This window comes from Moorena sp. SIO3B2 (genome assembly GCF_010692525.1).
Classification (GTDB): Bacteria; Cyanobacteriota; Cyanobacteriia; order Cyanobacteriales; family Coleofasciculaceae; genus Moorena; species Moorena producens.
Genome location: NZ_JAAHHE010000240.1, coordinates 1 through 9,502 on the forward strand (window position 1 = coordinate 1; position 9,502 = coordinate 9,502).

The 9,502-nt window shown below is 41.2% G+C and carries 7 protein-coding genes; 5 read left to right on the top strand and 2 right to left on the bottom strand.

Features of this window, described 5'->3' with window-relative positions; genetic code table 11:
* Positions 1 to 774: 774 nt before the first annotated feature.
* Complete coding sequence (locus F6K38_RS29430) at positions 775 to 915, bottom strand: hypothetical protein (RefSeq protein WP_287254556.1); 141 nt, start codon at positions 913 to 915, stop codon at positions 775 to 777.
* Between the two features lie 148 nt (positions 916 to 1,063).
* Here F6K38_RS29430 and F6K38_RS29435 point away from each other — a divergent pair, with 148 nt between their 5' ends.
* From F6K38_RS29435 to F6K38_RS29445, 3 genes are all read left to right on the top strand, one after another.
* Complete coding sequence (locus F6K38_RS29435; protein ID WP_008178237.1) at positions 1,064 to 1,924, top strand: ribonuclease HI family protein; 861 nt, start codon at positions 1,064 to 1,066, stop codon at positions 1,922 to 1,924.
* 804 nt (positions 1,925 to 2,728) lie between these two features.
* Entirely contained in the window at positions 2,729 to 3,238 is a 510-nt protein-coding gene (locus F6K38_RS29440; RefSeq protein WP_008178239.1) for a late competence development ComFB family protein, read from the top strand.
* A gap of 318 nt (positions 3,239 to 3,556) precedes the next feature.
* The gene (locus tag F6K38_RS29445; protein ID WP_287358623.1) at positions 3,557 to 4,012 is read left to right on the top strand and encodes an SRPBCC family protein; all 456 of its coding nucleotides are present in this window, start codon (positions 3,557 to 3,559) and stop codon (positions 4,010 to 4,012) included.
* A 274-nt stretch (positions 4,013 to 4,286) separates the two neighbouring features.
* Here the strand turns inward: F6K38_RS29445 and F6K38_RS29450 are convergent, their stop codons facing one another.
* Positions 4,287 to 4,586, bottom strand: a complete 300-nt coding sequence (locus tag F6K38_RS29450; protein WP_287358625.1) for a TRADD-N-associated membrane domain-containing protein — start codon at positions 4,584 to 4,586, stop codon at positions 4,287 to 4,289.
* Positions 4,587 to 5,046: 460 nt separating this feature from the next.
* Between F6K38_RS29450 and F6K38_RS29455 the strand changes: the two genes are divergently transcribed.
* Together F6K38_RS29455 and F6K38_RS29460 are read left to right on the top strand one after the other, a co-directional pair.
* Positions 5,047 to 6,504, top strand: a complete 1,458-nt coding sequence (locus F6K38_RS29455) for an AAA family ATPase (protein ID WP_287358628.1) — start codon at positions 5,047 to 5,049, stop codon at positions 6,502 to 6,504.
* A complete protein-coding gene (locus tag F6K38_RS29460) occupies positions 6,497 to 9,328 on the top strand; it encodes a WD40 repeat domain-containing protein (RefSeq protein WP_287358631.1) in 2,832 nt (943 codons plus the stop codon). The genes F6K38_RS29455 and F6K38_RS29460 overlap by 8 nt, the downstream gene beginning before the upstream one ends.
* The last annotated feature ends 174 nt before the right edge of the window (positions 9,329 to 9,502 follow it).

Consider the following 9,502-nt stretch of genomic DNA (forward strand, 5'->3'; position numbering starts at 1 on the left):
CCTCTTAATGGTTGGGATGGTATGGCAGCTTCTGGCATTGAAGTTCACCATATTCCTGGTGATCATATCTCAATGATGCTAGAACCCAATGTCCGGGTTTTGGCTGAAAAATTGAAAGCTTGTTTAGCTGTCCGGCAAAATTCATCCCACACCTAATGCGTAGCATTAGGTGTGGGATGAATTTTGCACAGGGTATTATAAAATTGCTATAATATATGTACTGATAAACAAAGCCGTTCGCGTAGCGTGGCCTACGGCCTTAAATGCTGGGCAAGTCAGCCACTTACGTGCCTAAAAAATAGAACTTATTGTATTGTTCCGGTGGGTCGGGGCATCCCGTGTCGTTAATAAAGTAACCCGTGTATCCGAACGCGCCCCGCGTCGGCGAAAGCCGATAGTGATGGCTGGAGTTGGTAAGAAGCCCACACTGTAATCTTCGATGAGCGTGTGGGAGTATGTCACATAAGGTTTAAGAAACTATGAAGGATGAACTATGAAAAGGGAGTCGGGAGTCGGGAGTCGGGAGTCGGGAGTCGGGAGTCGGGAATCGGCAATCGGCAATCGGCAATCGGCAATCGGCAATCGGCAATCGGCAATCGGGAATAGAGCAGCAGTTGCTAGTGGTGCTTTAGGGACGGGCTCGCCCTCATTTCATCGGTAGCCAGTGTTGGTACAGTAACGGGCAAGATGCCCGTTACACCCACCGAGCCAAACAGCTTTTAGGATATGCACCTATAGTGTTTTTCATACCTATGAGCTACACAGGATGTTTTCCTACTCCCGACTCCCTCGGTGCGCTTTCCGTAGGCGAATTAAATTCGCCACGGGTCGCACCGCTCCCGACTCCCCATCTCCCCATCTCCCCATCTCCCCATCTCCCCACCTCCCCATCTCCCCATCTCCCCATCTCCCCATCTCCCCACACCCGGTCACCCCACACCCCACATACGCTAGTTGAGTCTATTACCTTATATATATATATATGCTTCCCTTCTTCAGAGGTATTTTGCGATCCTCTGTAGGAGCCGCTGCGTGAACGCAAAAGCGAAGGAACGAATATTAGATGAACAACCAATCAGTCAACTTAACAGCTAAGAAGACTAACAGTAAGCTTACGATCCTATTTGATGGGGGGTCTCGTGGGAATCCTGGAATAGCTGGTGCTGCTGCTATTATTAAACAACCAGGAGCTCAAACTATTAGCGTTAGTAAATTTTTCCCTCATGCTACCAACAATGAGGCCGAATATAACGGAGCTATTCTTGGGTTGGAGAAAGCCTTGGAAATCGGTGCTGGGCAGGTAGTCCTAAAAGGAGATTCTCAACTGGTTATCAATCAGCTTAAAGGTACCTGGAGAGTTAAAACACCCCACTTACGACCCTTATGGACAAAAGCTAAGTCACTTCTGAATCAGTTTGACTCTGTTAAATTGGAGTGGATTCCCCGAGCACAGAATTCAGAAGCCGATGCCGCTGCGAATCAGGCTATGGATCAACGCAAAGGGGTTAGCGCTGTAAGAAATAAAGCCACTGGGTTGCCCAAGGTTCAACCTTCTTTACCAAAACTTGCTGACCAGTTCTCTGAGTTGCCCAAGGTTCAACCTGTACCAAAACTTGCTAACCAGATCTCTGAGTTGATTGCGGACGCAAAAAATGCTAAATTTAAAAATTTACTTAAGTTAAAAAGTGGTCGGGATGAGTTTACTAGCAAGCGATTACCCACCCTAAAGGAAATGGTACCTGCTTCTGTTCAAAATGCGATCGCATCGGCTATGGCTGATGCTGATGACTCTACCTTAGCCAAGGTATACCGCTGGTATCTTAGAGGATTACCCGCAGACCTAGCCATTAGAAAAGTTCAGGTCGATTTAGAAGTATCTGAAAAGATTATCGAGCGTCGAAAAAAAAATCAACAAACCCTCTAATTATAACACATGATTATCGCTTTAGCAATCCTAGGTAATTTGTAGTAATAAGGAAAAACTCTGAACAAGCCCTCAGTACTTACTAATTAGTACTAGATTTCTTCTACAAAATGCGACTGGTTCACCATTGGGATGGCGAACGCAACCGTGGCTTTTGCCTGTGATCGATATCATAGGCGGAAAGCAAAAGATCAGTTATTATTGTGGTTACCAGACTCACCTGGCTAGGTGTGGGGTTAAGCTCAAACCTAAAAAAATACTAAAAAGCTATTGTTGAGAGTTCCTGACAGGATACATAAAAGCGTAAGCATATGCGCTACGCGCACGCGTGCGCGTTCAGCGGTCAGCGGTCAGCGGTCAGCGGTCAGCCAAAGGCTTACGCTGCTTGAGGTGCCGTCAGCTTTTTGGCACAGGCCACAAGCGCTGTGATTTCACTCAGATTAAACAAATGGTTACCTGTTTTATTCAAAAGCACCTCAAGTAGCGTGGCACAGGCTTCGACGCATCGGACCTAACCCATAAGCTGATACGCGACACGCTGATAGCTAAAAGCTGATAGCTGATAGCTGACGGCTGAATGCTTACATAAAAGCTATCTATAAGTGCTTCACTACAGCAGTAGAAGCTCAGAGCTAATCCAACAGGAGTTCAAAAAATTGGTTACTAAGAAACGGTGACCCCAAGTAGGGTATTTGGCTAGCTGGTTCTTGCGTAGGCAGAACAAAATGTCTTTCACATGGCCATCTTTGATCAAGCCACTCGTCAAGGGCTTTTTATTTATTGCAATATCTAACTGGTTAAGTCATGGAAGCACATCGATTACATCAAGCAATAACCTATCAAAATGTCATGGAAATCTTAGTGGCTCAGGAAGTAGAGCGTCAAAAGTCTCGACTTTCCCCGAAGCTAGCTAAGTATATAAACCATGTAGAAGTGGCTACCTATGCCCTCAATCGTTTACCACCTCTGTATGCTTCCTGTGAAGAGGGGAGGCGTCAGCAGCAGTTAAAGGGTAACAAAAAACTAAGGCAGCAGATTACTACTACTGTGCGTCAAGCCTTTGCTGCCGTGCAACGAGACCCGATCAGACTCTGTACACCGATCAGACCACAAGAAGAAACCGAATCTCTAGCGGCTAAACTGGCTCTGCAAGGAATCCGGGAATTACTCAAAAATAAAGAAATAACATGGTATAATCTGGTCAGTATTGTCAGGCAAACCCTGATTAGAGCAACTCAGATCAGAAAAAATCGGCAAAAAGAGCAGCCAAGAGACCCAATTTATGGTTGGAGTGACTCTCGTTACCAGCTCTAAGTTTGCGATCGCGTAGCGTGACCTACGGTCAATCGCGTTCACAGCTTGACAGGTTGACAAGTTGAAGGTTGACAGGTTGATCAGTTGAAGGTTGACAGGTTGATCAGTTGACAGGTTGACAGGTTGACAGGTTGACAGGTTGACAGGTTGACAGGTTGACAGGCTATAGTCTCCAAACCAGCGTTTTAGATTTATGTCTAATATCATGTTGGGATAATTACCCTTAATAAAAATCTCCCCATCTCCCCATCTCCCCACACTTCCCACCCTCCCTATAATTATGGGTATTCAACCTGACTTGATATAACTGGGTATCTAATGCTGCACTTTAACTATTCTACTGTGATCAATGCACCAGTTGAGATAGTTTGGACCTTTCATGAGCGAGATGATATTCTCGATCTGCTCACTCCACCCTGGCAACCAATCCAGGTGATCCGTCGTGAGGGGGGTTTAGGGATTGGAGCAGTTTCGGAATTTCGGATTTTTCTTGGTCTAATTACCTTAGAGTGGATTGCTGTTCATACCGAGTATGAGCAATACCGACTCTTCAGTGATCAACAACAAGAAGGACCCTTTGACTATTGGGTTCATCGCCATCAATTTATTCGAGAAGATCAGAAAACTAGGCTAACTGATTCCATTGAATTTGCCTTACCAGGAGGAGCGTTAGTCGAAGATATGTTTGGTTGGTTAGTAACGCTGCAATTAGAGCAAATGTTTCGCTATCGCCATAAAGTAACCCAACGAGAATGTTCTAAGTTGGTGAATTGAGTAGGGTTAGTAGGAAACGGGCAAGATGCCCATTCCACGGAAACGGGCAAGATGCCCATTCCACCCACCGGGTCAAACTCAAAGTATGGAACAGCGAACAGGTAAAAATAATCAGATTTGATGCTTTCAGTACTAAAATTGATTGTTATCGCCTCCCCTATTACGTTTTTTTGTACTGATGTCAGGTAAGCATTCAGCTATCAGCTAATGCGCTACGGAAACAGCTAAAGGCTTGTGGCCAACGGCTGACGGCTGATAGCTGACGGCTGAATGCTTAGGTTTCATCTAACAATTTCTCCCTCATTTCCTTTAACTCTTCCTTTGAATCCTTGGCAAATTGGACGCTAGTAATAGTCCCCAAAACTCCGCCCGATGCTGTCAGGCTTGCTTCCGACACTTTGTCAATATATAAAAGCCCGACACCAAATAAAGTCATCAACGCTGATGCCGCAGTTACACCAAGAGCAAGGTTGTAACTATGTCTTACTTGTCGTAATAATTCCCGGATGATTTCTTCTTTGATATTACGGTAGTCATCGTTATTTTGTGGCTTCTTATAAAAATTAAAGGGCATTGTTAGTCTCCTCAATCTTCTATCGTTTGCTGCTGATATTCGTATCTTATTCAGAGGAAACTATCTACGCCAAGGGCAAATGGGTTTAGTTGATGTTACCCTTTGCCCTACTGGCTTTTAGGGAGCAGGGAGCAGCGATCCCCCCTAACCCCCCTTAATAAGGGGGGGAAAGAGCAGAGAAGAAAGAAAAGGGAAGATAGAAAAATCCTGTATACCTCATAGCTATGAAAAATGCTGTAAAATAGATTAGGGCAAATAGGTAAATCAAGAAAACCTATCTGCCCTAATTAAGCATTCAGCTATCAGCTATCAGCTATCAGCTATCAGCTATCAGCTATCAGCTTATGGGCTATGGGCAAGCTACGGAACTTTTGAAGAAAACAGGTAAGCGTAAAGTCACAACGTCGAAGCCTGTGCCACAAAGCTAACGGCTGACCGCTGACCGCTGACCGCTGAATGCTTGCTTACCGACTCCCGACTCCCGACTCCCGACTCCCGACTCCCGACTCCCGACTCCCGACTCCCTAAAATCAAAATGCGTGAATCTGACAAAGTGCGATCGAGTCAGCAAGGTAAAGCCAGACTCAAACAAGCTTACAAAGACGCTAGACTAACTCAAGAGAAACTAGCACAACAAGCCCGTGTCTCTGTCGATACCGTTAAACGCTTGCTTGGTACTAAAGATTGTCCCCATGGAGTGGAAAGATGGGCAGTTAGAAATATTTGCAATGTTCTAAAGATTAAACCAACTGATATCGTTGACAAAAAAGACTGGGAGCCTCAACACCAGTTACCACCAGAATTTAAACAATTTATTCAAGACAAAACTCACTTATTTTGCGGACGTGAGTTTGTCTTTAAGGCTATTGAAGCCTTCTTCAGCAACACTACTCATGGCTACTTTACTATTATTGGTGATGCTGGGATGGGTAAAAGCGCCATTGCTGCTAAGTATGTATTAGACAATCCAGACGCAATTTGCTTTTTTAATAGTCGTGCTGAGGGCATGAATCGTCCAGAATTGTTTCTAAGGAAAATTCGTCAACAATTGATCACTCGTTACCAGTTACCAGATGCTCAAGATGCCGATTTATCAGCGTTGTTGGCTAAGGTTAGGGAAAAATTATCTGCCGGTGAACGGTTAGTGATTGTTGTGGATGCTTTGGATGAAGTTGACCAAGAGGGAGCTGGCAATCTTTTATATTTACCGACTATTTTGCCAGACGGTATTTATTTTATCCTGACCAGAAGACCCTATAATCAGAATCAGAAAAGGCTGCAGTTATCCCCCGCTACACCAAGCAAAGAATTGGATTTAAGGGAAAACTCTCAACAAAGCCATCGAGATGTAAAGGAGTATATTTGGCAATTGCTGAATCATTCAGACTATAAACCGGGATTGAGTCAGTGGATTAAAAAGCAACGTTCCCTCTCTAATCAAGAGTTTGTAGAAGAAATTGCTGTAAAAAGCGAAAATAACTTTATGTATTTGCGCTGTGTGTTGCCAGCCATAGCTGATGGGTTTTATAATGATAAACCGTTGAATGAATTACCCGTAGGATTACAAGGCTATTATGAAAACCATTGGCAACTGATGGGGATGACAACCAAGCCTTTACCCAGGGATAAAATCAAAATTGTTTATGTGATGTGTGAGTTAGGTGATGCTGTTTCCCGTCAAGTAATTGCTAAGTATTCTGAGCAGGATGAATTAACCGTGCAGGAAGTGCTTGATGGATGGGCACAATTTTTACAAAAGCAAGAAAGCTATCGACCACCACGTTATCGATTTTATCACGAAAGTTTTCGAGATTTTTTGCATCGTCAGGATATTGTGGAAGCGGCGGGGGTGAATTTACCAGATATTAGTGTTGAAGTTGCCGATAAGATGATAGGGGTACTGTTTGGTGATGATTAATATTTGCAGCAGGTTAGCTGAAATAACATCAGAAGAAAAAGCCCTTTTATTGAGCAAAATTCCAAGTCAATTATTAAAAGCTAATCGAATTAAAATACTATTTTTTATTTTAAGTAATTATGAGTTTATTGAAGCCAAAATTAATCATCATGAATTGGGCATCAAGGCACTGATTGAAGATTATGAGTTGATTGATGATATAGACTTATCTCATCCAGACTACAGCAAGCAAACGATAACATCCCTGAAATTAATTCAGGGAGCGTTGCGACTATCAACACATATATTAACTCAAGACCCAACCCAATTAGCAGGGCAACTGTCAGGGCGTTTACTAGAGTTTGATACCCCAGAAATTCAACGATTATTACAACAGATACCCCAAACCGAAACGACTTGTTTGCGTAGCTTGAGAGCTACGTTAACTCCCCCTACTGGACGCTTACTATCTACCCTAATAGGTCATGGTGATTCCGTAAATGCCGTTGCTGTCACACCAGATGACACCATGGTAATTTCTGGTTCATCTGACCACACCGTTAAAGTCTGGAATTTGAATACAGGTGCAGAAATTAGAACATTAACAGGTCATAGTGCCTCTGTAAATGCTGTAGCAGTTACTCCCGATGGAACCAGGGTAATTTCTGGTGCATCTGATAACACGGTTAGAGTGTGGAATTTAGCAACAGGAAAAGAAATACAGAGATTTAACGGTCATAGTCTCCCTGTAGTTGCTGTAGCGGTTACTCCTGATGGCAAAAAAGTGGTTTCGGCATCAATTGCAACCAAAAAGTCTATGAAAGTCTGGGATTTGGAAACTGGGCAAGAAGAGTTAACCCTAAAAGGTCATAGAGACATAGTGAGAACTGTTGCGATCACCTCTGGCAATCGTGTAATTTCTGGGTCAGACAACGGGACTATCAAGGTTTGGGATTTAACAAATGGGGAAATGCTTTTCAGGAATATACATGGAGATAAAAGATACGCTGGTTATCCTGTTTTATTTACACAATCGGAGGCAGTATATGCAATTGCAGTTACTCTGAACGGTAAGTGGCTAATTTCTGGTTCTGGTCATAAGGGCAAAAATATTATTATAATCTGGAATTTAGAAATGCGAACAAAAGCTTTCATCCTTGAAGGTCATAACAATCCTATTAGTGCTCTTGCTGTTACACCTGACGGTAAACAGGTAATTTCTGCTTCCTTCGATAATACTATTAAAGTTTGGGATAGAGAGTCTGGAAAAGAAATTTTGAGTTTTATTGGTCATGATTACTCAATCTATGATATTAAAGTAACACGAGATGGTAAGAAGATTATTTCTGCTTCAAAAGATAAAACAGTCAAGGTCTGGAATTTAGAATCACAAGAAAAACATGTTGAATTAATAGAAAACAAAACTTCAGTAAATGATGTAACCATTACTACCGATGGTAAGCAAGTAATTTTTGGTTTACAAGATAATTTCATAAAAATTTTTAGTTTAGGTTTAGGCAAAAAAAACATAAATTATAGTTTTGATAGTACTCAAAACTATCAAAATAATCTAGTTTTAATAATAAAAAATAATCTAACCAAATATATGTTTTTCTTTTATTTATGGACTTCAAAACTATTAATAACAGTATTGAATTCTAGGGTTTATCTAATAATGATAATAGTTAATTATTTATTAGCATGGTCTTTGATGCTCTTTATAATAAAAATAATCAAAGATATTTTTACACATATTAGGCATGTTATTCTACCTATAAATAATATACCTAAACATTTTTATGACCAACTTTTTAAACAAAAATTAAACTTATCAATATATAGCAAATATTCGGATTTAATAGATAAAATACAAGACTTTGAAATAAATAAAATTATGGTAAGTAAGCAAATTATTGGAGTAGCGATTGCGCCCAATAATTTGCTAATTTGTATAAATAATTTTATTGCCTCATCTTATCACTTTTTGACTGTCTGGAATTACAGTACAATAAAGAGAATTTGTAATTTACTATCACTCTCTCAATATTGCTATAATTATTCAATTTTATTAATATCTATTATTTACCTATCAAGTATTATATCTTTCTTTTTATATATTCAATTTTTATTTGAATATTGGATTGAAATTTTGTCAATTGCATTACCATTCTTTGCATTAACATTATATTTATTGGATAAACTATTGTATTCTCTAATCACCTTCATATTTAATGATTCCGCAACAACTCTATCAATCACGCCAGATGGTAACCATGTAATTTCTGGTTCAACTAACAGCACTATTAAAGTGTGGCATCTCGAAACCAAAAAATTACGTTTTGTCCTCAAAGGTCATAACCTGGAGATAACTAGTTTAGCTGTCACCCCAGATGGTAAGTATTTGGTTTCTGGCTCCAAGGATAAAACTATCAAAATTTGGAATCTAGAAACTAGAAAGGAATGTTTCACCCTTAAAGGTCATGGGGATTCAATCAATACTCTATCCGTAACCCCTGATGGTAAGTACGTCGTTTCTGGATCAAAGGATAAGACCATCAAAATTTGGGATTTGGAAAAGCGAGAGGAAATATTTACTTTTACAGGTCATACCGACTCCATAAATCGGATCAAAGTAACATCCAACGGTAAGCTAGTGATTTCTGCATCTTCCGATAAAACACTCCAAGTGTGGGATTTCGAGACTAGGGAAGTTATTGCTACGTTTACTGGAGAAAGTGCGATCAACTGTTGTGCCGTTGCACCGGATGATGTAACCATTGTCGCAGGGGATGAAGGGGGAAATATGCATTTTTTGCGCTTGGAGGGAGTAGGGAGTAGGGAGTAGGGAGTAGGGAGTAGTAATAAGATTTGATTCTTTCTTGATGCAGTCGCTCATAAAACAAGCACAAGAGATCCTGTTGCCTCAGTCTTCAAATCCATAGAAGTAGAGTGGGCATCCTGCCCGCGCGACAATAAGCATGAAACTGGCATCCTGCCCGCGCGACAATCTAAGAGAATA

Bases quoted from the DNA above. Each gene is read 5' to 3' on its own strand.
- F6K38_RS29445 (WP_287358623.1), top strand. From the start codon at position 3,557: ATGCTGCACTTTAACTATTCTACTGTGATCAATGCACCAGTTGAGATA.
- F6K38_RS29430 (WP_287254556.1), bottom strand. From the start codon at position 915: ATGGGGAGATGGGGAGATGGGGAGATGGGGAGGTGGGGAGATGGGGAG.
- F6K38_RS29450 (WP_287358625.1), bottom strand. From the start codon at position 4,586: ATGCCCTTTAATTTTTATAAGAAGCCACAAAATAACGATGACTACCGT.
- F6K38_RS29460 (WP_287358631.1), top strand. From the start codon at position 6,497: ATGATTAATATTTGCAGCAGGTTAGCTGAAATAACATCAGAAGAAAAA.
- F6K38_RS29440 (WP_008178239.1), top strand. From the start codon at position 2,729: ATGGAAGCACATCGATTACATCAAGCAATAACCTATCAAAATGTCATG.
- F6K38_RS29435 (WP_008178237.1), top strand. From the start codon at position 1,064: ATGAACAACCAATCAGTCAACTTAACAGCTAAGAAGACTAACAGTAAG.